We start from the raw sequence: 17239 nt of genomic DNA, 5'->3' as shown, positions 1-17239 counted from the left end.
TTAATAGTGCTTGCATGCAAACGAACTATTAAGCATAATACTCCCACGCCAACAAGGAGACCGGCAACAAGGCGAAAGAGGCTCAGTCCTCCCAGTCTAGCCGGCGCTCTGATCACCAATGCTACGTGCGAGCATGATCACAGGCGTGAAGCTTCCCGGTGCACGTACCGACGCTTCGAGCTGGATTTTTTCCCATGGATGGCCAAGACCATGCCGACTAATCAGGCATGGCGGTAGCGGACGGGGTTCGAGCTGACAGGAGTTGGCTAGAGTAGTACCCGCCGCGACTTGAGGTAACCGGGATCTCCGGGAAACCCATCGAGCGAGAGAGCATATGAGCCCGATCCTCAGCGAAGACACCGTACCTCAGCGCGAGCGAGTCAAAGCCGCCCGTAAGGCCATGGAAGAGGCCGAGCACGAATACCACGGAATTCTGGACGGAGCCCATTGCGCGATTGTCGCCTGCGGCTTCACCTTCGACGTTCAAGACCTGGTTGATGGCGATTACGGTTGTGTGAACTCCGTTCTGCGCGGCTACCAGGTCGGCGAGTACGATATGGTTGAATGCGTTGGCGGACGCCACTACGTCATCGCCTCGCATGACAACCTCCAGGCGCGCGACGCCTACCTTGCACACTGCCGATACCTGGAGCTGCACCCCGGCTCGGTGAAAGCAGTCGACTTCCCCAGCCAGTTGACCTGGTAACCCCAGGCCCTGCTGCCCCAATAGGCCCGCATCGATCAAGGAGATCGCCATGGCCAGACAAGCATCGACCATCCCGACCCATACGCTGACGCGCCCGGCGCCCCTGCCCTGCTCGTCCATGTACCTCGCCGGCTGGGAATATGGCGACTGGTTCATCGTCAAGGCTGGTGAAGAGGTGAACCTCTATGCCGACGCTCCCGACCAATGGGGCGACGAGAAGGCAAACGGTTTCTACGACCGGCTCGCCGAGGAGCGAACCTCGCTGCACTGATCGCCACCTTCCGGCCCCATTTGGGGCCGGACTTGTTTACGGGCCTTGATGTCTCTTTTATGCAGGAATTGCTTGACGATACTACAGAAAAGCGTAGTATCACTTTCACGGCCCAGCATACCGACCAAGGAGGTTCCCATGCCCGCCCACCGTTCCCTCTCCGCAGACCTGTGCTCCAGCATCTCTGAGATCGAGTTCGACTATCTGCTGAAAGCATCGATGGATGCCCATAACGCTCCCATGGAAACCGTGGTGGACGTTCTCGCCTACGGCGGCGAATTCCTTGGCGTGCGCGTCCTGGTGCCTGATCCCGAGCTGATCCAAGACGCAGCACCGCCGAAGGACTTCCCGAACATCCACAACCTTCTCCGCATGGCCTGCGCAGATGAGTGCCGCTATCTGATCCTCGAATGGAACAGCGACGAGGACGATGAAGACGGCTTGCTGGCTCCTGTTGCTGCGTTCCCCCAGTGGGAAGCCCCCAAGTTCAAGCTGACCCCGGAAGGCAAGTACGAAATCCAGAAGTGCCTGGTGCTCTCGACCTGCCATGTCACCGAGGCAGAAATGACCGCAGTCGCCATGATCCCGGTACGTAACAACAGTGACATGGAAAACCCCGAAGGCCACAAGCTCATCGTTCATCCTGTCGGCACCGTAGCAGGAGACCGTGCCTACGGCAGTCTGGTTTACGCCGGCAACCTTGGCGACTCTGATGATGTGAGCAGCGGCGTCTGCCCGACTACATTCCCGAACGTTCTCCGGCTTCTGGAACTCGCCCGCCAGAACGACTGCTGCTGGCTGAAGCTCGACCGGGACGGCAACACCTACGAAGAACTCCCCCTCTTCGACTGGTAAATCCCGGCAATTTGCCTTCAAAAGCGTAGCCTTCCTGCTGAAAGGGGCGCCCCGCGCCCCGCCGAGAAATTTTATGAACCGCACCCTGCTCTCGACTGAAAAGCTCGTCCAGTTGCTGACCCCAGGCAAAAGCCTGAAGACCCTCACGATGGAGCTTCACGACACCCGCCTGCTCGGCATGAAACGCCGGGCTCACTTGGTGCTCACGGCTGTTTCTGCGTTCTGCAACCAGGTACTCCGGGCCAGCGATGGATCCTTCTACTTCCCGCAGGACTGCATAGCCACCCTTAACGTGCTGGCGGCGCTGAAGGGTGACGCACCGTTCGAGATGTTGGAGTTGCAGGATGACCCCTATACGCTCAAGGGCATCCCAAGCTACATGCGCCCCTCCAAGTCGATGTACGCGCCCTGGGCGAACGATCTGCTGCGCAATGATCACCAGGCCCTGGTCGACTTGTACGCCTCTCTGGCAGCACCACAGCGGGACTGCGAAGACATCGCCGACCATGCCGCAGCCCTGGCGCTGATTGAAATCACCCAGCTATTCCTGAGACTAGGCCGTTCCGGTAAGGGCGACTTCCTCATGACACAGGACGACATCGGGTCGATCAATGCCCTGTTCGCCATCTCCGGCCGCGCCGGACTCACCGTGAGTCGCCTTGTGTTCCTGTCTGGTGGTGCCTACCACTTCCCCCGCAGTGCTTACCCCGGCATGGAGAGCCGCTATCGCTACTGGCTCAACGATCAGCTGGCAGCCCATCACAAAGCCTTGGCCGAGCAGTACAGCGGCGCCATCGACATTTGTGAGGAACAGCTCAAACCGATCCCCCACATTGGAAAGGTAAGCCAGGCCTGCACCATCCTGGAAAGCGCCCTTTCCGTGCTTTGCGAGTCGAGCATCTTCGAACAGCCGATTCCAGACGATCTGTTGATTGCCCTGAAGGAGGCACCGTCTGTCGCGGCGGCAGAAAATGCCCTGGAGGCTTTGCGCACCTGGCTGAATAACTACGGGTTCGGGGTCAACACCAACAGCTGGCGTGCCGTTCAAGAGGCCGAATGGCTCCTCGCGACCGCCGCATAGTGGCTCTTTTACCAGGAAATTACCACTCGACCCCACTTAACCCCACCTTGGCCAATTGATGGCTAAATGAGCTTGACGGGTCAGCCCTTAAATACTACACTTTTCCGTAGTATTTATGCGCAGGAGCGCAGCCATGCAGAACAACACCCTCGCCGCGTTAGAGCCGATCCCGGCCCACGCCCTTCAGCTCATCAGCGAACTGAAGCAGCAGCTTGTCGCCGCCCTAGACTTCATCGTGAACAAAGAGGCGAATGAAGGGCAGGCTGTTAGCCAGGCCAAGTGGCGCGAGAACGTCCGTCGCTTCACAGAGACCACCGCAGAGGTGAGCGTCGGCCGTAGCCACGTCCCGGAAGCCTCCGTGAATCTCTTCGCTTGCCGTGAGGCCATCGCAAAGGCCGAATCCGCGCTCAAGCAGTGCCAGCAGCCGCGATGATCCACTATCCCCGCTACAAGGTCGTTCCCATCGTTCCTGACGTCAATATGCGGATCGCCGGGGGCCATGCTTGCCCACAGGGTGGCGACGCCGCGCACTACATCTGGAACCGGATGATGGATGCATCGCCGGCCCTCGACTTAGACACCCTTCTTCGCCAACTCCAGCAGCAGGTTGCTGCCGGTGAGTCGAGGATTCAGCAACTTGAACAAGATAACCAGTCGCTTAGGGATAAGCTGAACGCGCTGTCGGAACCAATGAGACGATGAGCACCCCCGAACAACTCCTGAAAGGCTTCATCGCCGAAATCGCTGGCCAGACCATCGACCCGAAAGGCCGGGCCAAGTTACCCCGTATGCTTGCGCTACTGGCTGGGCAAAAGCGTCGCCTTGACCGGATGCTGGTCAGCAGCACCTGGAAGAACCGCTGGTTTGTAGTCGATTCATCTGGCCGTCCGGCCTGGGCTACCCCGCTTACCCCTGGCCACCAACTCATGCACGCACACATGCACTCATTTACCGAGCGCATGGCAGGAGACCAGTGGAGCATTGCCGAGAAGAAGCAAGCCAAGATCATCTCCTACCAGCGCGAGATCGACGCAGTTGGTGGCCACCCAAGGCTAAAGCCCATCAAGGCGGTCGACTACTTCCAGAGGCGGCGTGACCGGCTACAGGTTACTATCGACTTATTCACCGCCGACCAAGGACGAGATGAAGATGACCAGCGCAGCAGCACAGCAGCTTAAAGCCTCCGAGCAGAAGACCGAAGACGCCGACCTGGTGATGGACATTCATCGGATGCAGCGCGATAACGGCTTCGACGCGGCGCAACTGGTGAAGGCTGTCCGTGAGGATTATGCCCACCTGGGGCAGGCTCGTGTAAACCGGCTGCTCGAAGCGTATGCCCGCATGCTGGAGCGCAACCAGTGAGCGAACTGAAGTCCTACGCCGAGCAGATCGCTGCCCTGGATGATCTGTCCATTGTCGGGCACCTGCTCAACATCGCTCGCGGTATGCGCGAAGGGCAAAGGAAGGACGAGTTTCTCGCCTTGGCACGGGTGAAGTTGCCTGGGCTATCTGAAGAGCGCCTGCAACAGTGCGTCCGGCAGCTAGGCAATCACCTGGCCGCCTCCGATGCTTACCAGGACGATCTGGTTGACTTCAAAGCCGGCCGCGACTGGCGGCTGGTATCCAACAAACGCTAGGAGCAGACATGGCAGTCGAAGCGAAACAACCCTCCCCTCGCACCATTCTGGCGACTTTCTACCCGCAGGCGTGGCAGAACGACTGCGCCATTGACGTAGATGCTGAAGGCGAGACCACCTTTGACGTTACCAGCGAAGTGCTGGCCCTTGGGCTCCATAAGGCCCGAGCGCTGAAGGACAACAGCACCGAAAGCGACAACCTCCAGATGGCAGAGCGCGCCCCGGAGTGGATCAAGAGCTGGCCTGGCCCGTACTACATCCGGGTCGAGGATTCCGTCCGAGATTTCTTCGATTTCTGATGCAGAAAGTGCTTAATAGTTCTTCTACATGGAAGCACTATATGGCATAATGCGATTCATCAAGTGAAGGAGCGCATCAGCATGAAAGAATCCCTGATCAAGGCCGGCAGTTTCTACAGCGACGGCAGCCTGGGCATCCGTGAAGCCCTCACCGTTGGCGTAGGCACGAATCACTCTGGCGTCCAGGGTGCGAGCGTGGCGTGCGTGCACTACCGCGTCGTGCACGCCGTCAAAGGCAATGAGATCGGCATCGACAAGTCGATGACCCTGGCCAGCTTCGCCACCTGGGCTAAGTCGGAAATCACCAAGAAGGACGCGGACGCCAAGGTTATCGCCTTTACTGCGGCTAAACTGGAGCCGAAACTGGCGCCCACCCATCGGCAGTTTCTGGAAGCCTTCGACAGCGACCTCACCATCGGCGACTCGTCGAGCTGTACCGCTGAGGAATACGCCGCAGCCAATGCGTGCTTCAAGAAGGGTTTCCTCCAGGAAGAGCCGCCGAAGAAGGTCGTTCACTACGACGTCAGCTTCACTGAGCTGGGCCTGGCTGTTCTCGCCCTGGTGAAGAGCAAGCAATCCAGCAAGGCCTGACCTACCCCGCCACCGCTCTGCGGTGACCACCCCAGGCAAGGAGCCGCGATGAGCAAGAACGACATCATCCCACCGAGGATCAAAGTCCTTCGCAAAGATCACGTTGTGATCGGCACCGTGGCGGCTCGCATTGGGTTGCGCACCTACTACGGCAAGATCATCAAGTACACCGAGAAGTCCATTTGGGTTGAGACCAAAAGCAGGAACGTGGTCATGTACCGTGTGATGGACAATCCGCCCGGCGTCATGATCTCCGCTCTGACCAAGCAGGATGAACCGACCTGGTTTGCCGGCCTCGAACCGAAATAGTCACCGCTCTCAGGATGGAGCCCCAAACCATGAGCAAGACCGACCTCCCCAAAGCAGATGAGGCCCTGGCACCCGTCAAGGCGCACATCGAAGCCTTCACCGGCAGCGACCATGTTGGCGTTTCCCGGCGCCTCAGCCGTCTTCAAACCCTGCTGATTGCCGCTCTTGAGGCCCTTCCGGCCGATAGTCGCGCCGCCATCCTGTCCAGCCCTGAAAGCGAAGAAGTCATACGGGAAGGCGCCGAGGCACTGGATCGATCCCGCTGGAGCATTGACACTCCTCCTGCCGGGTACTCCCTGGTTCACCCGTCCAGTGAATACCCGCAGACTGGCGACCTGGCCTGGCACCCGAAAGCCAATGCCTGGGAAATGCTCTCCGCCGATGAATGCCGCGACTCCCTGGACTCGTTCCATGCGGTAGCACGCCGCATCCCGGCTGATGGAGATAGCGCACATAGCGCTTCCTGACCAGGAGCGCTATTCGCTGAAGGTCGGTATTGCTGACCTAGCAGTCACTGAGGGGCGGCGACAGACGGCTGTGGCTTGAGATAGAGCCAATAAGTATGATGCCGCCGCCTCGCAAATGGCCCAGGAAGGCGCCAACTTGCTCCCCCCTCAGGCGACCCAATAACGAAAAAAAGCTCCAAAGGAGACGGGCTTCTTTTACCCGAAAATTGCTGAATTCGCTTGATGCCAGAGTGATATGAGTATAGTATTACCATACACCGCAGCGAAATTCAGCCGACCTGAATTTGGCCATGCGCAACAGCACTTACGAACTGAAAATCAGCCACCTCACCTTCGCCTTCATCATCGGTCTGGTGCTGACAATAATGCTCTAACTGGGGGTTAGACATGCTTCCTGATGGGGTCAAGATTCAGCAACTTCCAGCGTGGGGTCATCCCTTCACTCGGGATGACGGCTGGGATGCTCTGGACATCATCGGCAGCAACCAAGAAGGGATTGAGCAAGTCATTCGGGCCGCCGAGAAGAAGTTCTGGCGGCACTGGATGACCCTGAAGCCAATTGGCAGCTCCCAGCATATCCGCATGTACAAGCCGACCGGTGCCCATGCACCCTGGGCGGATGAATACGCAGAACTTGGCGTCGACTCGAAGGCATACGCTGAACGCACCCGCCACCGTATCGAAGAGATCGGAATTGTTTGGGTGATATGCAGTGAATGTGGAGGCAAGCTCTACGAAGACGATGCCCGGCCTGGCGAGAAAACTGATCGTGCTGGCCGTTGCAGGCCCAACTGCGAAAACCCGGAATAACCCGAAGGAACGAGGTGACCAACATGAACGCTTTCTACGCATTTGCTTACTTTTTCATCGCTCCTTTCATTGGCAGCTACCAGTCGAATCCGGCAGAGTTCTGGACGTTCGCCGTCAGCATCGTCGTCGCTGCGGCTGTTCTGTACGTCCTGATCCTCACCGCCTGGCGCCGACTGCGCCGGCCGAAAGCCTGAGGGAAGGGGTCTAGCCCCTTCTTCTTGCACTACAGCAGAAAAACCGGACGAACTACAGACTTCGAACTCCTTCTGACTTAAGGTCAAGATCGAAGATAGACGAGTAGAATGCCCCGGAGCCGGCAAGGAGCAAAAAGATGTCCACTCAAGAGAAAAAACCCACGGAATTCGAGCTGAACGCAAAGCTCTTCCACCGCCCGAGCACCAATGAGTGGGTTCTGGAGCTGTCCGGCGAGGTCAACGGCAACGACCTGAGCGTGCGCCACACCGCGCCCGAACACATTCAGCCTGAGCTGGTTCCTTCCCTGCTGGGCCAGGCGCGTGAATTCGGTGGCCCCTGGCCCCGCGAGCTGTGCGAGTCGATCCTGGCTTCTTTGGAGTCAACTCAGGCAGACCCTGAGCTGATCGCTCAAGCACGCCATCACCTGGCTCACAGCCTCCCGCGCACAGAAGACAGCGACCGGCGCGAATTCGCGGCGCATGTCACGGGCAACAAGGAACTACCAACACAGGAAGTCGACCAGATCATCCAGGCGCGCGCGGAAGATTGGAGCCTGTGGCGGGCCAGCGGCGCCCGATGGAGCCCTCCTCTCCAGCACCTGGGGTGGTTGTGCAGCGCCCCTGAAGACCTGTGCCCGAACATCTGCTTCGTTGACACCGAGTACGCCGCCAACCGCTACCGGGTCTTCGGATCAACCATCACCAAAATCTTCGGACGCTCCAGCACCTGACCAACCTGGTCGCCCCTCCGCGCAGCGCCTACAAACCGCCCTACCCTGGGCGGTTATGCTTTTCAACCGACTGTCTCACCGCTATTACACATTATTCAGAATTTGTGACATTTTCTGGATAATTGAGGCTTTCCCCGGTTGGATTGCTTGATGCTCATAAGTACGAGGCAGCTCGTCGGCATGGCGCTGGACTACGCGGTTGCCCTCGCCGAAGGCCACTCCCCCTTCATCCTGGACTACGGTGTCCACGGATCAGGCGTTTTTGTCCCCAACCGCTCCAGGACTGATGCCACCCCCTATTCGCCCACACAGGACGAGAAGCTTGCAGTAGCCCTCTATGAGCGAAATGGCATTGCCCTTGTCACCTCAGCTTCCCGCCCCGCAGAGGCGCGCTGGTGCGCCGTAATGGACAGCCACCTCCCCCTGCCGCCATCCAACCTGAGCCGCGTTCTTTGCCACGGGCCAGATCAGATCACAGCCTTTTGTCGAGTGCTGGTTCAGGCGAAGGTTGGCCAGGTGGTGGACTTACCCGGCATCCTCGTTTCTCCTGAGATGCTCGCGTAGCCGGCACTTCTGCCAGTCGCGCTATGCGCCGAAACAAGAGCTGTCCCAGTCTCCTGCCAGATCCGCAATCCTGAAGCCCTATCGCTCGGATGAGCAGTAGTGCGCCTTTGGCGCGAGTATCGATCATCTGAAGGCTGCAGTGCTTGGAAATACATCACTCAATCTGCTTAATAGTTCTTCCATACATTGCAATGCGTGCTGTATAATGCGCCATGACAAGCAGGCTAGGAGCCCATCATGGCAAACCGTCAACCGATGTCCATCGTTGAGCGTTATGGCTGCACTCTTCGCATCTACGATAACGGCGGCGCTAGTTATGACCGTTACACGATGGTTCCGCCCCGCTGGGCGAAGGAATATCGTGATCGCAACGGGGATTTCGAGTCGATCACCTCAAACGAACACCCTTTCCATCCGACGGGGTTCGGTCAGCACTGTACGGCAGAGCCAGGGCCACACCTTGGAAAGCGTATCCACTGGGATATGCTCCCCCCGGATGCACAGCGCTTCGCTCGCCAGGACTATCCTGAATTCTGCCCGCCCTCACACTAAACTTCAGGCAAGTCCATGGAGACCATAAAGCCCCGGAAATCCGGGGCTTTTGTGTTTCCTAGAGTCGAATTATTCCACTTCACCATGCTGTATAGTTCTGGCTCGACAGGCGTTGTGTGCTGTATACTTCCTTCAAGCAAACAAGCTAGGAGCTTCCCGGCATGAGCACCACCCCGGCACCAGTTGTAATCGGCACTCGCGTTTACTCCGGCCTCTACAATCGCGGCCCTGGCGTGGTTTACGGCATCAAGGGTGAGCAGAAGCCTGACTCCATCCGCAGCATCTTCGGCGGGGTAGGCGCGATGGGCGGCAATGCCGACTTTTCCATCGTGTTCGAATGCGGCTCCCTCTCAATCGTGCCAGAGTGCATCCTTCATGGGGTTCAGTGGTCGATTGAAGCAGGCGTAGCCGACCAGGCAGAAATCGACCGCCTGCTGGTCAATGCGAAGGCTGTGCAGGCCGCTCGCGTGGAAGCGAGCCTGGCTGCCAAATTTGCCGAAGCCAAGGCCATCGAGCAGCTGAAGTCCGACAAGGATTTCAAGCACCTGATTCAAGTGGCCAACGACCCTAAAGCAGCCACTAAGAACCTGCGTATTGAACTGCGCCGGGCGTATCCAGGCATCAAGTTCAGCGTGCGCTCCTCAAGCGGCAGCACCACCATTCGCTGGACGGACGGCCCGACAGGCGACGAGGTTAACGCCCTTGTGGGCCGGTACGAGATCGGCCGCTTTGACGGCATGCAAGACCTGGCAACGACCGAGGAAACCCCTTTCTCCAAAGTGTTCGGGGGTATCAAGTACCTTTTCACGAGCCGCATGCATAGCGACGCCCTGGTTGAGCGCGGAATCTCTGCCGTGTTCGAAGAGTACGCCGGCAATCTCCGCGATGTCGCCCGCCCTTGCGCCGAGGACTACAACCAAGGTCGGCTTCACTATCAAGAGATCCCGCTTCTCGGTGACTCGCTCGGTACTCACGTGTCCAGGGCTATTGCCAAAATCTCGACCACTCACTAACACACAAGCTGCTCCCGACATTGCCGGGGGCCAACAAGGCTAGGAGCCGCATCATGGCAAACCGCAAACCGATGTCCATCGTTGAGCGTTATGGTTGCACCCTTCGCATCTATGACTACGGCAGCAAATACATGGAGCGCTATACGATGGTTCCGCCGCGCTGGGCGCGTCAGTACGTCGAGCGCTCTGGACTCTTCGAGTGCATCGGTGCCAGTGAACACCTGGGCATTGCCCATCACACGTCTGCCGCACCAGGGCCGCACCTTGGAAAGCGCCTGCACTGGAATGAACTGCCTGTCGCTGTGCAGCGCTTTGCTCGCCAATGCTATCCCGAGTTTTGCCCGCCAGTCGCTTAAAAACCAGGCCAGCCAAGGCGACCAGAAAGCCCCGGAAATCCGGGGCTTTTGTGTTTCCAAGAGCCGGATTCTTCCTTCTTAATATGCTGTATAGTTCTTCCATATCATTGCGACGTGCTGTATACTTCCTTCACGCCAACAAGCTAGGAGCTTCTGCGATGAAATCGAACACCGCCCTGCAGGTTCAAATCGGCACCGTCATTAGCTGGGGTGTTTTCAACACCGGCCGAGGCGTTGTCTATGCCATTCATGGCGAGCAGAAGCCGGACAATGTGAAGCATCTGGGCGGCGGCGTTGTGTCGATGGGCGGAAATGCTGACTTTGACATCGTCTTCGAGACTGGCGGACGCGCTGATCGCGTGCCGGAATGCATCCTGCGCGGCGTGCAGTGGGAAATCTTCGAGGAGGTGGTTCCTCAAGAAGAGATCGACCGCCTCCTGGCCAACGCCGACGAACACGCTGCGAAGAACAAGGCCAAAGCTGAGGCAGAGAGCAAGGCTTTCGCCGAAGCCATCGACGGCCTGCGTACCGACAAGGCGATCAAGTACCTGACCCCTATCAGCGACCCTTACGATATGAACGGGGCCGCCAAAAACGTCCGGGCAACTCTGAAACAGTACTTCCCTAAAGTGAAGTTCAGTGTGCGCCGGGACTCCTTCACCCTCCGCGTAAGCTGGACTGACGGCCCCACTGCCAAGCAGGTGGACGAAATCCTTGCCCCCTTCAAAACCGGTGGCTTCGACCCGTATCAAGACATGGCCACCAGCCAGGACACTCCTTTCTCTGTCGTTTACGGCGGCTTTGAATACCTGTTCACCTCACGCGAAACCTCGCTTGAACTGATCGAAAAGGCCATTGCCAAGGTCTACGAACGCTTCGCAGGCAATCTGCGTGACACCAAGCGTTACACCGCCGAGGAATACCGGAAGGGCGGACTTCGTATGGTTGAAATTCCCCACCTGTTCAAGAGCCTGGGCGAGTACATCGAAGAAACCATCCGCGAGACCGCAGCCTAATCCCCCAATAGGCGCCCCAGAGTGGGCGCCACTGCCTACGGTGCCCACATGCTTAAAGCGACCAATGACAACCTCCAGCTGATCACTATGGAGCAGCTGAGGCCCTTGGCGGCCCTCATTGCCCGCCTGGGTGAAGATCCCAGCAACGCCGAGCTTGTGCAGCAGGTCGTTACGGAAGGCGCGAACCTGGACAAGCTCAAGCGCTGCCTGGTGATCGGCTCCCTCACCAACTCGGAAGGAACCGAAACCGGCTCCTACTCCATCCTCACCAAAAGTCTGGGCCTGGTAACGCATGAGGATTTGGTCGAAATTGCAGGCAGCGATTACGACCTGGCCAACGGCGACAGCCTGAGTCTGGACGGATTAGCTGACCTCTGGATCAAAGTAACCAGCTGAACCGCTCGACTTCTCGTAACCCCGGCATGTCCGGGGTTTTTTGTGTCTTGCCTCTGGACACGTTTCGCGGCCCGTCGTGATAGTCGCGCTACGCGCCGAAACTGGCAGTGTCCCGGCTGCACTGGTGTTGCTTTAAGCCCAGCAATAGTTCGCTTTCAGCGAAGTCATCGATGCCCCCAGGTGCTGCGCCACATCACAGCAATATGCTGTATAATTCGTTGTTAGTCCTTGTTGCTTGCTGTATAATTCGCCCATACGGATCAGCAAGGTGACGACATGAAGCGCGTAGCCCCCGAGACTCTCAAGCGAGTTGCAGCACGAGTTGTTCAGCACTGCCGCCGACTGCGCGTCTTCGACGCCGGCCCTGGTAACTCTGATCGTTACATGTGCCTGCCTCCCACCTGGGCTCCGAAAGACCCGCTTCTTGATGCCAACCTGGTTGCGTGCGCCTTCAGCGACGAAGATCCTTTCGATGAAGTCGGCAACGGCGTTGGATTCGAATCCATCATTGACACGTCGATGATCGGCGGAAAGCGCATCGACTGGTCTATGGTGCCACCCCGTGCGCAGGACTTCTTCCTGCAGGTGTTTCCTCAGTTCAGCCCCTCTTCTGACATGGTAAAGGCACAGGCGTAACCGCCTGGCCGGCAAGGAGCAAACACATGAATCGCCAGGTACACCTTCTCAAGCAAGGCGCCATCGTTTCCCTCGACGCTCCCGGCTTCGGCCTGGGCGCTGTTTACGCTGATTGGCGCCCTGTCGAATACGACGCCCTGTCGCAGGGTGACATCGCCGACGCCGTCGTTGTATCCGGGAACTGCCCGTTCTTCGACATCGTGTTCGCAAGCGGCCTGGTTATGCCCATGGTGAGCGCTCACGTCTTGAGCTGCGGCCCCTGGCTGATCTCCGGTGACATGCTCTCCCAGGAAGAGCTGCGTGGATGGATGGACGAAGCCGCAACCCTGCGTCGCGCTAAGGACGCCGAAGGCTTCACCGTGACTCAAGAGCGTGCTGATGCCGTTGCTCGACTGAAAGCCGACCCGGCCTACGCGCACCTCTCCCCTGTCAAAGAGCGCACCGACTACGCTGCCGCTTCGGCGAACATCCGCAAGGAGCTGCGCAAACGCTTCGCCGGCACCAAGTTCTCGGTTCAGCTGACCATGCACGCCGTCGCCCAAATTTCCTGGCGTGGCGGCCCGTCACTGGCAGAAGTGAAATCGGCCACCGTAGCCTTCCAGAGCGCCCGCAAGGTTGGAGAAGGCGTTGATACCCGTAACACGGACACCGCATTCAACGAAGCCTTTGGCGGCCTGGAGTATCTCTCCTACACGCGCGCCGAGGTCTGATTCGTGACCGAACCAACGGTGAACCTAAACATCCAGGAAGGGCTCCATGGAGCCCCCTGGGGCTGGGATCTCAGTAGCGCCGATGGTTACACCTGGGGAACCGCTCAAACCGAGCTGGATGCCTGCGGTGATGCCCTCGAGGCACTGCGCAAGGTTCAGCTCCGCATGGCCCTCGAAGCCATCCCGAAAGACAAGGAATAACTCATGGTCGAGAAACACGTTCGCGAAGCCTTCGAGAAGGCCAATCCCCTCCCGGAAGGCATCATCTGGAACCAGGACTCGCAATACTACGAAGGATCGGAAACGGCCTGGCTTTGGAACGACCGCCTCACCCAGTGGACTCTGATCTTTAACCGATTCCCGGCTGATCCCGAATTGGCCCGCCTGCAGGCCGAAATCTGCGTCTCCTGGTATGAGGCTGCTCGCCTGGGTTGCGTCGATCCACTGGAGAGTGCCGTCCGCGAAGCCTGGAGCGCTGCGTCCATGCACCAGGCAATCAAGCTCACCGAACTGGAAACGCAGGTTGCCCAGCTGCAGGCTCAAAATGCATCGCTCCGCGCCGCCCTCAAGCCCTTCGCGGACTTAGAGAAGGTACGCCGGGAGTCAGCCAAGGCTCCAAAAGCTGGCATCGTCTGGGGCGTGAGCACTTCGTCCGGCGACGCTGAAATCACCGTCGAGCACCTGAACGAAGCAATCAACCTCACCGACTAGACCGCTACGTGCTTTATAGTTCCTTTTGCAACTTGCGTATAGAGGAACTATATGGCATAGTTGTCTCCATCAAGAACGGAGGCAACCATGACCAGCTCAGAAGAACTCCAAGCTCTGATCGGCCGCGCCCAAGCCCTGGGCGCCAAGGTGTACTGCCAGTACGACATGGATACCCTCAGGTCTGAGGGCCGGTACATCGTCACCTCTATCCAGGTCACAGGCCTTCCTGGTTGCGGGCCCAACCCCATGCCTCCGATTGCTGCAGCAGAGCGTCTGCGCGAGCTGACCTCCCGCTCCAAGATGCATTGATCGCTTCGGCGTTGTCAGGACACTGCCAGCGCCTTATCGTGCCGCTTCCGATCACAGGCAAGGACTCGCACCATGGCATACACCCATCCCCACGAAGTCATCATCTCGGCCTGTCGCACCAGACTGTGGGTGAATAGCGGTGAAGACGGCTCGTGCCTTGGCCGTGTCGACCTTCGCTCTGGCATTGACCTACACCTCACTGTCGCAGAGCAGTTCAATACTGGCCGGCAATGCTTGGACTGCACCCACCTTCCCCCCACCAAAGACGAGTGGAACCGTTTCCGCGCCGGCTTGCTCGAGCACTACGGAGTAGACGTGCCGGAAGACGCCCTCGACTTTGATAAGCAGATTGTGTCCGTTGCCCAGCTACTGGGGCGCTAAGGATTAGCCATGATCGCTGCACCCTCCTCTCATGACATCTGCCAGTTCGACATCCCTGAGGGTCTGATCAAGATCCCGGTGGAAATCGACGTCAACGCCTACGAGGCGGACATCCAGATTTGGAACGATGAGGTTGAGCAGCTACCAGGCATTCTCAGCAAGGCCACCTGGATCACCTGCAGACAAGCTTCGCCCCACCAGGACGCCGAGTACATCGGCATGAAGACGATCACCCTGGCAGTCTTGGCTGACCACTCCTTCGGAGAGATCAGCGGCCCAGGAACCTTCAAGCAGCACAGCGTTTTTAAAGGCTCCCTGTTTGTTGTCAACAACCGGGCCCTCCACTGGCTTTCGGCGCACAACCTGGAGACGACCTGCGGATTCATTGGCCTGCAGTGGAACGTGGAGGAGCAACATGCGGAAGCTGAATTCGCGAGAATCCGCAGTGCCCTTTCTGAACTGATGCCCATTCGGGCCACTTACCCGGCCGAAGGAAAAAACACCCTCATCTAGCTCTATAGTGCTTGCAATACTGCGCGCAAGAGCGCACTATACAGCACATAGCCACCCAGAAAGGAAACTGGACATGAACAAAGCTCTCTACGCCGCCCTGGCAGCCGTTGGCTTCCAGACCATCGAAGGTCAGGAACTCGCTCTCCAGAAGCTTCTCCGGGTAGAGGAGCTTGGTGATGCCCTGCAGGGCGAGCCGACCAATCTGGACAGTGGCGAAACCACCATGATGTCCATAGCGGTTGTCGGGCACAACGTCAGCGTTCGCGACGTCCTGGGAGACTACACCGCCAAGCACCATGTGAACTCGAAGGAAGGCATCGCCATCCTGGTCGCCGCCGGCCTCAACCCGGCCGAGATCCCCAATCTGCGCCACCCTTCGGTAGGGATGGGCGTCAACCTGAGCGGCGTTGTGCGTGCAACTCAAAATGCGGCCGAAGAGCTGGAGCTCAAGGCGCGCGAATTGCGCCGCCTGGCGGAGAAGCTCGATGAGACCGGAAACCCCGATCTGATCGAAGACATCGTCAGGTCGATCACTGGCGGCACCACCCTCAGCGACTGCCTCGCGAAGATCACTCTTCGCTCGCTCACCGAGTATGACCGCGCCCTGACCAAGGCCAACGGCTACTAACTCCATCTGATCTCCGGCCGCACTGCGGCCGGCACCCCATGCGAAAAGGAGCTTCCATGAGCAGCCCCCTGCCGAACCTCATCAAAAGCGCTATTGTTCCGCTAGCCACCCTGCGCGAAAACCTGCCGTCACTCATCGCAGCTGCCCAAGCACGGAATGACGGCCAGGAATGGCACCACTGCCGCGTTTACATGCAGTTGAGCATCCAGGATGAGAACTACATGTTGCACGATGACCACGTGCGCTTTATCACGATGGCTCAGCCGCAGAACGTAGCCACCTTGCTGGCCGCCCTGGACGCTGCCGAGGCCGAGAAGGCTACCCTGCAGGCCCAGGTAGACGGTGCCGTTGCGGAATTGGCGGACATCAAGAGCAAATCCGAAGCTACCGACGCTCGCCTGAAAGCTATCACTGACAAGTTGGGCATCACCGAGCCGCCCCTCTCCCAGGAACAATCCCCGGATATGACGGTGATCGAGGTGGACGGGCGCTCATCCTGTAAGTGCGAAGGTCTTGCGCGCTGTACCTGCCCGAGCGTCGACACCCTGGAGTTCCGTATCAACGGGAAGCTTGGCTACGGCGGCGGCGACCTGGTCGAGACCCTGGAAGTTCCTTCCCGTCGCCTCTTCCAGTGCAACTTCAGGGGCTACAAGTTCGAAGCCAGGGACAGGCAGGACGCCGCCGATATCCTGAAGGCGCACTTCGCTGAATTCCCGAACGTAAAAGTTCGCTGATCCGCGCCTTAGCGCGCCTCGCTCAACAGCTGCCCTTAGGCAGCTGCACTCCCTTAGGAGTACCACCAGATGCATGACGTCGACCATGATGATCAGGAGTCGCCCCTGGAACCTCAATTCGATCATCACCCGATCCGCCCTCCCCGCCAGGATGTCGTCGGCGACGTCGTGTTCAGCGAGCGCTGGCTAGCCCTGATGGACGAGCCCGGCGATGAGATGGATGAGGTCTACAGCAACGTGATGTTGAACCACATCCTCAGCTCTATGCGCGGGCCTCTGAACCAGCGCAGAGCCTCAGTTGCTGCCAGCTTCATCCGCTGGCTCGGCTCGAACAATGGCCAGGCGTTCCTGCGAAGCGCTGAAGATCATGCGCAAGCACAGTCCACCAAGCCGAAGTACTACGCGTGGCTCTCGGCGTGGACGATCCAGAACTTCCGCGAGCGGAACCATGGTGGCGGCCGCATCCTGGAGCTGATCCTGTCCCCGGAGGCTAATACCCCGGTCGAGTTCAGCTCCGACGACGCCGAAGTAGTCGAGCACCTGGTTGCCTGGCTCTCTTCAGGAAAAGGGGAGGAGTTCCGCTCTGGCTGCCAGGCGGAGATTCAGCGCCGCTGCAAAGCGCAACGAGAAAGGGCGCTTCACGCGTAGACAGCAACAGAGATGCTGGCTCTGGCCAGCCTTTCGCTGTAAAAAGCCTTCCCCGAAATGGAACTGCGAAGGAAGCGGTCATGTTGAAGTTCATCATTTTAGCGATTGTCGTACTGACGGC

At 58.7% G+C, this 17239-nt stretch carries 32 protein-coding genes; all 32 read left to right on the top strand.

Annotation, left to right across the window (positions count from 1 at the left end):
* Nucleotides 1–334 precede the first annotated feature (334 nt).
* The 32 genes from HNP46_RS01735 to HNP46_RS01580 all read left to right on the top strand — a co-directional run bounded on the left by HNP46_RS01735 (nucleotide 335) and on the right by HNP46_RS01580 (nucleotide 17118).
* A complete protein-coding gene (locus HNP46_RS01735; RefSeq protein WP_184585787.1) occupies nucleotides 335–706 on the top strand; it encodes a hypothetical protein in 372 nt (123 codons plus the stop codon).
* Nucleotides 707–755: 49 nt separating this feature from the next.
* Nucleotides 756–977 (top strand): hypothetical protein, encoded by a 222-nt coding sequence (locus HNP46_RS01730; RefSeq protein WP_184585786.1) that lies wholly within the window; start codon nucleotides 756–758, stop codon nucleotides 975–977.
* 138 nt (nucleotides 978–1115) lie between these two features.
* Complete coding sequence (locus HNP46_RS01725) at nucleotides 1116–1832, top strand: hypothetical protein (protein ID WP_184585785.1); 717 nt, start codon at nucleotides 1116–1118, stop codon at nucleotides 1830–1832.
* A gap of 73 nt (nucleotides 1833–1905) precedes the next feature.
* Nucleotides 1906–2913 carry a hypothetical protein gene (locus tag HNP46_RS01720; protein ID WP_184585784.1) on the top strand — a complete coding sequence of 336 codons (1008 nt, stop codon included), beginning with the start codon at nucleotides 1906–1908 and terminating at the stop codon, nucleotides 2911–2913.
* Nucleotides 2914–3046: 133 nt separating this feature from the next.
* Entirely contained in the window at nucleotides 3047–3346 is a 300-nt protein-coding gene (locus HNP46_RS01715; protein ID WP_184585783.1) for a hypothetical protein, read from the top strand.
* Nucleotides 3343–3615, top strand: coding sequence for a hypothetical protein (locus tag HNP46_RS01710; protein WP_184585782.1), 273 nt, complete (start codon nucleotides 3343–3345; stop codon nucleotides 3613–3615). Before HNP46_RS01715 ends, HNP46_RS01710 begins: the two co-directional genes overlap by 4 nt.
* A complete protein-coding gene (locus HNP46_RS01705) occupies nucleotides 3612–4091 on the top strand; it encodes a hypothetical protein (RefSeq protein WP_184585781.1) in 480 nt (159 codons plus the stop codon). Before HNP46_RS01710 ends, HNP46_RS01705 begins: the two co-directional genes overlap by 4 nt.
* Complete coding sequence (locus HNP46_RS01700) at nucleotides 4063–4275, top strand: hypothetical protein (RefSeq protein WP_184585780.1); 213 nt, start codon at nucleotides 4063–4065, stop codon at nucleotides 4273–4275. The genes HNP46_RS01705 and HNP46_RS01700 overlap by 29 nt, the downstream gene beginning before the upstream one ends.
* Nucleotides 4272–4550, top strand: a complete 279-nt coding sequence (locus tag HNP46_RS01695) for a hypothetical protein (RefSeq protein ID WP_184585779.1) — start codon at nucleotides 4272–4274, stop codon at nucleotides 4548–4550. The genes HNP46_RS01700 and HNP46_RS01695 overlap by 4 nt, the downstream gene beginning before the upstream one ends.
* 8 nt (nucleotides 4551–4558) lie before the next feature.
* Nucleotides 4559–4849, top strand: coding sequence for a hypothetical protein (locus HNP46_RS01690; protein ID WP_184585778.1), 291 nt, complete (start codon nucleotides 4559–4561; stop codon nucleotides 4847–4849).
* An 81-nt stretch (nucleotides 4850–4930) separates the two neighbouring features.
* Complete coding sequence (locus tag HNP46_RS01685) at nucleotides 4931–5440, top strand: hypothetical protein (protein WP_184585777.1); 510 nt, start codon at nucleotides 4931–4933, stop codon at nucleotides 5438–5440.
* 48 nt (nucleotides 5441–5488) lie between these two features.
* Nucleotides 5489–5749: a hypothetical protein gene (locus tag HNP46_RS01680; protein ID WP_184585776.1), complete on the top strand. Its 261-nt coding sequence runs from the start codon at nucleotides 5489–5491 to the stop codon at nucleotides 5747–5749.
* A gap of 29 nt (nucleotides 5750–5778) precedes the next feature.
* Nucleotides 5779–6216 carry a hypothetical protein gene (locus HNP46_RS01675; protein ID WP_184585775.1) on the top strand — a complete coding sequence of 146 codons (438 nt, stop codon included), beginning with the start codon at nucleotides 5779–5781 and terminating at the stop codon, nucleotides 6214–6216.
* A gap of 387 nt (nucleotides 6217–6603) precedes the next feature.
* Entirely contained in the window at nucleotides 6604–7026 is a 423-nt protein-coding gene (locus tag HNP46_RS01670; protein WP_184585774.1) for a hypothetical protein, read from the top strand.
* Nucleotides 7027–7049: 23 nt separating this feature from the next.
* Entirely contained in the window at nucleotides 7050–7220 is a 171-nt protein-coding gene (locus tag HNP46_RS01665) for a hypothetical protein (RefSeq protein WP_184585773.1), read from the top strand.
* A 137-nt stretch (nucleotides 7221–7357) separates the two neighbouring features.
* Nucleotides 7358–7951, top strand: a complete 594-nt coding sequence (locus HNP46_RS01660; RefSeq protein WP_184585772.1) for a hypothetical protein — start codon at nucleotides 7358–7360, stop codon at nucleotides 7949–7951.
* A gap of 180 nt (nucleotides 7952–8131) precedes the next feature.
* Nucleotides 8132–8515 (top strand): hypothetical protein, encoded by a 384-nt coding sequence (locus tag HNP46_RS01655; RefSeq protein ID WP_184585771.1) that lies wholly within the window; start codon nucleotides 8132–8134, stop codon nucleotides 8513–8515.
* A 237-nt stretch (nucleotides 8516–8752) separates the two neighbouring features.
* On the top strand, nucleotides 8753–9067 hold the full coding sequence (locus tag HNP46_RS01650) for a hypothetical protein (RefSeq protein ID WP_184585770.1): 315 nt from the start codon (nucleotides 8753–8755) through the stop codon (nucleotides 9065–9067).
* Between the two features lie 161 nt (nucleotides 9068–9228).
* A complete protein-coding gene (locus HNP46_RS01645; RefSeq protein WP_184585769.1) occupies nucleotides 9229–10080 on the top strand; it encodes an LPD29 domain-containing protein in 852 nt (283 codons plus the stop codon).
* 53 nt (nucleotides 10081–10133) lie between these two features.
* A complete protein-coding gene (locus tag HNP46_RS01640) occupies nucleotides 10134–10436 on the top strand; it encodes a hypothetical protein (protein ID WP_184585768.1) in 303 nt (100 codons plus the stop codon).
* A gap of 158 nt (nucleotides 10437–10594) precedes the next feature.
* Complete coding sequence (locus tag HNP46_RS01635) at nucleotides 10595–11452, top strand: LPD29 domain-containing protein (RefSeq protein ID WP_184585767.1); 858 nt, start codon at nucleotides 10595–10597, stop codon at nucleotides 11450–11452.
* Between the two features lie 48 nt (nucleotides 11453–11500).
* The gene (locus HNP46_RS01630) at nucleotides 11501–11848 is read left to right on the top strand and encodes a hypothetical protein (RefSeq protein ID WP_184585766.1); all 348 of its coding nucleotides are present in this window, start codon (nucleotides 11501–11503) and stop codon (nucleotides 11846–11848) included.
* A gap of 276 nt (nucleotides 11849–12124) precedes the next feature.
* Nucleotides 12125–12484, top strand: a complete 360-nt coding sequence (locus HNP46_RS01625) for a hypothetical protein (RefSeq protein ID WP_184585765.1) — start codon at nucleotides 12125–12127, stop codon at nucleotides 12482–12484.
* A gap of 26 nt (nucleotides 12485–12510) precedes the next feature.
* Nucleotides 12511–13194 carry an LPD29 domain-containing protein gene (locus tag HNP46_RS01620; RefSeq protein WP_184585764.1) on the top strand — a complete coding sequence of 228 codons (684 nt, stop codon included), beginning with the start codon at nucleotides 12511–12513 and terminating at the stop codon, nucleotides 13192–13194.
* A gap of 3 nt (nucleotides 13195–13197) precedes the next feature.
* Nucleotides 13198–13395, top strand: a complete 198-nt coding sequence (locus HNP46_RS01615) for a hypothetical protein (protein ID WP_184585763.1) — start codon at nucleotides 13198–13200, stop codon at nucleotides 13393–13395.
* 3 nt (nucleotides 13396–13398) lie between these two features.
* On the top strand, nucleotides 13399–13905 hold the full coding sequence (locus tag HNP46_RS01610) for a hypothetical protein (protein ID WP_184585762.1): 507 nt from the start codon (nucleotides 13399–13401) through the stop codon (nucleotides 13903–13905).
* 87 nt (nucleotides 13906–13992) lie between these two features.
* Entirely contained in the window at nucleotides 13993–14214 is a 222-nt protein-coding gene (locus tag HNP46_RS01605) for a hypothetical protein (RefSeq protein ID WP_184585761.1), read from the top strand.
* A gap of 72 nt (nucleotides 14215–14286) precedes the next feature.
* A complete protein-coding gene (locus HNP46_RS01600; protein WP_184585760.1) occupies nucleotides 14287–14595 on the top strand; it encodes a hypothetical protein in 309 nt (102 codons plus the stop codon).
* Nucleotides 14596–14604: 9 nt separating this feature from the next.
* Nucleotides 14605–15108 carry a hypothetical protein gene (locus tag HNP46_RS01595; RefSeq protein ID WP_184585759.1) on the top strand — a complete coding sequence of 168 codons (504 nt, stop codon included), beginning with the start codon at nucleotides 14605–14607 and terminating at the stop codon, nucleotides 15106–15108.
* A gap of 73 nt (nucleotides 15109–15181) precedes the next feature.
* On the top strand, nucleotides 15182–15736 hold the full coding sequence (locus tag HNP46_RS01590; protein ID WP_184585758.1) for a hypothetical protein: 555 nt from the start codon (nucleotides 15182–15184) through the stop codon (nucleotides 15734–15736).
* A 56-nt stretch (nucleotides 15737–15792) separates the two neighbouring features.
* Nucleotides 15793–16470 carry a hypothetical protein gene (locus tag HNP46_RS01585; RefSeq protein ID WP_184585757.1) on the top strand — a complete coding sequence of 226 codons (678 nt, stop codon included), beginning with the start codon at nucleotides 15793–15795 and terminating at the stop codon, nucleotides 16468–16470.
* Nucleotides 16471–16539: 69 nt separating this feature from the next.
* On the top strand, nucleotides 16540–17118 hold the full coding sequence (locus HNP46_RS01580) for a hypothetical protein (protein ID WP_184585756.1): 579 nt from the start codon (nucleotides 16540–16542) through the stop codon (nucleotides 17116–17118).
* Nucleotides 17119–17239 lie beyond the last annotated feature (121 nt).

Origin of the sequence: Pseudomonas nitroreducens (genome assembly GCF_014204515.1) — a bacterium.
GTDB lineage: Bacteria > Pseudomonadota > Gammaproteobacteria > Pseudomonadales > Pseudomonadaceae > Pseudomonas > Pseudomonas nitritireducens_A.
Note: the sequence above shows the minus strand (reverse complement) of the source record. Positions and strands in the feature narration are given on the sequence as shown.

What these genes read in the sequence shown, in the direction of transcription:
- HNP46_RS01585 (WP_184585757.1), top strand. Translation starts at nt 15,793, where the DNA reads ATGAGCAGCCCCCTGCCGAACCTCATCAAAAGCGCTATTGTTCCGCTA.
- HNP46_RS01660 (WP_184585772.1), top strand. Translation starts at nt 7,358, where the DNA reads ATGTCCACTCAAGAGAAAAAACCCACGGAATTCGAGCTGAACGCAAAG.
- HNP46_RS01715 (WP_184585783.1), top strand. Translation starts at nt 3,047, where the DNA reads ATGCAGAACAACACCCTCGCCGCGTTAGAGCCGATCCCGGCCCACGCC.
- HNP46_RS01590 (WP_184585758.1), top strand. Translation starts at nt 15,182, where the DNA reads ATGAACAAAGCTCTCTACGCCGCCCTGGCAGCCGTTGGCTTCCAGACC.
- HNP46_RS01690 (WP_184585778.1), top strand. Translation starts at nt 4,559, where the DNA reads ATGGCAGTCGAAGCGAAACAACCCTCCCCTCGCACCATTCTGGCGACT.
- HNP46_RS01595 (WP_184585759.1), top strand. Translation starts at nt 14,605, where the DNA reads ATGATCGCTGCACCCTCCTCTCATGACATCTGCCAGTTCGACATCCCT.
- HNP46_RS01605 (WP_184585761.1), top strand. Translation starts at nt 13,993, where the DNA reads ATGACCAGCTCAGAAGAACTCCAAGCTCTGATCGGCCGCGCCCAAGCC.
- HNP46_RS01600 (WP_184585760.1), top strand. Translation starts at nt 14,287, where the DNA reads ATGGCATACACCCATCCCCACGAAGTCATCATCTCGGCCTGTCGCACC.
- HNP46_RS01720 (WP_184585784.1), top strand. Translation starts at nt 1,906, where the DNA reads ATGAACCGCACCCTGCTCTCGACTGAAAAGCTCGTCCAGTTGCTGACC.
- HNP46_RS01710 (WP_184585782.1), top strand. Translation starts at nt 3,343, where the DNA reads ATGATCCACTATCCCCGCTACAAGGTCGTTCCCATCGTTCCTGACGTC.
- HNP46_RS01725 (WP_184585785.1), top strand. Translation starts at nt 1,116, where the DNA reads ATGCCCGCCCACCGTTCCCTCTCCGCAGACCTGTGCTCCAGCATCTCT.
- HNP46_RS01645 (WP_184585769.1), top strand. Translation starts at nt 9,229, where the DNA reads ATGAGCACCACCCCGGCACCAGTTGTAATCGGCACTCGCGTTTACTCC.
- HNP46_RS01630 (WP_184585766.1), top strand. Translation starts at nt 11,501, where the DNA reads ATGCTTAAAGCGACCAATGACAACCTCCAGCTGATCACTATGGAGCAG.
- HNP46_RS01610 (WP_184585762.1), top strand. Translation starts at nt 13,399, where the DNA reads ATGGTCGAGAAACACGTTCGCGAAGCCTTCGAGAAGGCCAATCCCCTC.
- HNP46_RS01730 (WP_184585786.1), top strand. Translation starts at nt 756, where the DNA reads ATGGCCAGACAAGCATCGACCATCCCGACCCATACGCTGACGCGCCCG.
- HNP46_RS01655 (WP_184585771.1), top strand. Translation starts at nt 8,132, where the DNA reads ATGGCGCTGGACTACGCGGTTGCCCTCGCCGAAGGCCACTCCCCCTTC.
- HNP46_RS01705 (WP_184585781.1), top strand. Translation starts at nt 3,612, where the DNA reads ATGAGCACCCCCGAACAACTCCTGAAAGGCTTCATCGCCGAAATCGCT.
- HNP46_RS01700 (WP_184585780.1), top strand. Translation starts at nt 4,063, where the DNA reads ATGACCAGCGCAGCAGCACAGCAGCTTAAAGCCTCCGAGCAGAAGACC.
- HNP46_RS01675 (WP_184585775.1), top strand. Translation starts at nt 5,779, where the DNA reads ATGAGCAAGACCGACCTCCCCAAAGCAGATGAGGCCCTGGCACCCGTC.
- HNP46_RS01635 (WP_184585767.1), top strand. Translation starts at nt 10,595, where the DNA reads ATGAAATCGAACACCGCCCTGCAGGTTCAAATCGGCACCGTCATTAGC.
- HNP46_RS01580 (WP_184585756.1), top strand. Translation starts at nt 16,540, where the DNA reads ATGCATGACGTCGACCATGATGATCAGGAGTCGCCCCTGGAACCTCAA.
- HNP46_RS01685 (WP_184585777.1), top strand. Translation starts at nt 4,931, where the DNA reads ATGAAAGAATCCCTGATCAAGGCCGGCAGTTTCTACAGCGACGGCAGC.
- HNP46_RS01735 (WP_184585787.1), top strand. Translation starts at nt 335, where the DNA reads ATGAGCCCGATCCTCAGCGAAGACACCGTACCTCAGCGCGAGCGAGTC.
- HNP46_RS01680 (WP_184585776.1), top strand. Translation starts at nt 5,489, where the DNA reads ATGAGCAAGAACGACATCATCCCACCGAGGATCAAAGTCCTTCGCAAA.
- HNP46_RS01650 (WP_184585770.1), top strand. Translation starts at nt 8,753, where the DNA reads ATGGCAAACCGTCAACCGATGTCCATCGTTGAGCGTTATGGCTGCACT.
- HNP46_RS01670 (WP_184585774.1), top strand. Translation starts at nt 6,604, where the DNA reads ATGCTTCCTGATGGGGTCAAGATTCAGCAACTTCCAGCGTGGGGTCAT.
- HNP46_RS01620 (WP_184585764.1), top strand. Translation starts at nt 12,511, where the DNA reads ATGAATCGCCAGGTACACCTTCTCAAGCAAGGCGCCATCGTTTCCCTC.
- HNP46_RS01640 (WP_184585768.1), top strand. Translation starts at nt 10,134, where the DNA reads ATGGCAAACCGCAAACCGATGTCCATCGTTGAGCGTTATGGTTGCACC.
- HNP46_RS01625 (WP_184585765.1), top strand. Translation starts at nt 12,125, where the DNA reads ATGAAGCGCGTAGCCCCCGAGACTCTCAAGCGAGTTGCAGCACGAGTT.
- HNP46_RS01665 (WP_184585773.1), top strand. Translation starts at nt 7,050, where the DNA reads ATGAACGCTTTCTACGCATTTGCTTACTTTTTCATCGCTCCTTTCATT.